The 1,039-nt window shown below is 39.2% G+C and carries 1 protein-coding gene; it reads left to right on the top strand.

Going from position 1 to position 1,039, the window contains the following annotated elements; genetic code table 11:
• Positions 1-69 precede the first annotated feature (69 nt).
• Positions 70-1,032 carry an IS30-like element IS18 family transposase gene (locus FTU19_RS16180; RefSeq protein ID WP_180070468.1) on the top strand — a complete coding sequence of 321 codons (963 nt, stop codon included), beginning with the start codon at positions 70-72 and terminating at the stop codon, positions 1,030-1,032.
• The last annotated feature ends 7 nt before the right edge of the window (positions 1,033-1,039 follow it).

Below are 1,039 nucleotides of genomic sequence, written 5' to 3' on the forward strand. Positions count from 1 at the left end.
TTAGTTGAAAAAGTTAGGTGTATTCATAGAATCATTAGACTTTTTCAACTCGCAATTGGAAAGCACACAATGAAGAAATACACCCAACTTTCTCAAGATGAAAGATACGAAATTTATGCTACTTTGAAAAGTAAAAGTTCAATCGCTACCCTTGCTCGGGAATTAGGACGTTCACGATCAACCATCTACCGTGAATTAAAAAGAAATACTGGGCAACGTGGATATAGAGCTCAACAGGCAGCTAAATTTGCAAGTCAAAGACGGTACCGTCCTTCATCATCAATGACAGCATTTGCCTTCGCTTATATTGATTATTTGATTGGTTTGGACTGGTCACCCGAACAAATTTCAGGTGCTTTAACACAACGCGGTTGGCTGGATGTACCTTCACATGAGTGGATTTACCAGTACATTTATCAAGATAAATCAAAAGGCGGTAAACTTCATCTACATTTAAGGCATCAGAAGAAATATCGAAAACGCGGTTACAAAAACACGGATCGTAGGGGTCAAATCATTGATAAAACAAGTATTCACTGCCGAGACCAGGTCATTGATCAACGACAACGTTTAGGAGATTTCGAAGGTGACACGGTGATTGGTAAACATCATAAAGGTGCTTTATTGACTCTCGTTGATCGAAAGAGCCTGTATGTACATATTGTTCATTTAGGGCCAACAAGAGCATCCTCTCCAACGATTACTTGTGCATTAGATCGTTTACAAATGAGCCATGCTTATAGTGTGACATTTGATAATGGCAAAGAATTTTCCGAACACAAAAGAATTACTGATGCTGGCATAGAGACGTATTTTGCTGATCCTTACAAGTCTATTCAGCGAGCTAGAAATGAAAATACGAATGGTTTAATCCGTCAATATCTGCCAAAATCATCATCGTTTGATGGCGTGTCAAACGAACAAATAGAGCAGATAGAATTTGCACTCAACCATCGTCCTAGAAAAACACTAGGTTGGTATACACCGAGTGAAGTTATGGCTGGTTTTTATACTGTTGCACTTGCCGCTTGAATCCGCC

It is taken from the genome of Acinetobacter sp. YH12072, from assembly GCF_013419565.1.
Taxonomy (GTDB): Bacteria; Pseudomonadota; Gammaproteobacteria; order Pseudomonadales; family Moraxellaceae; genus Acinetobacter.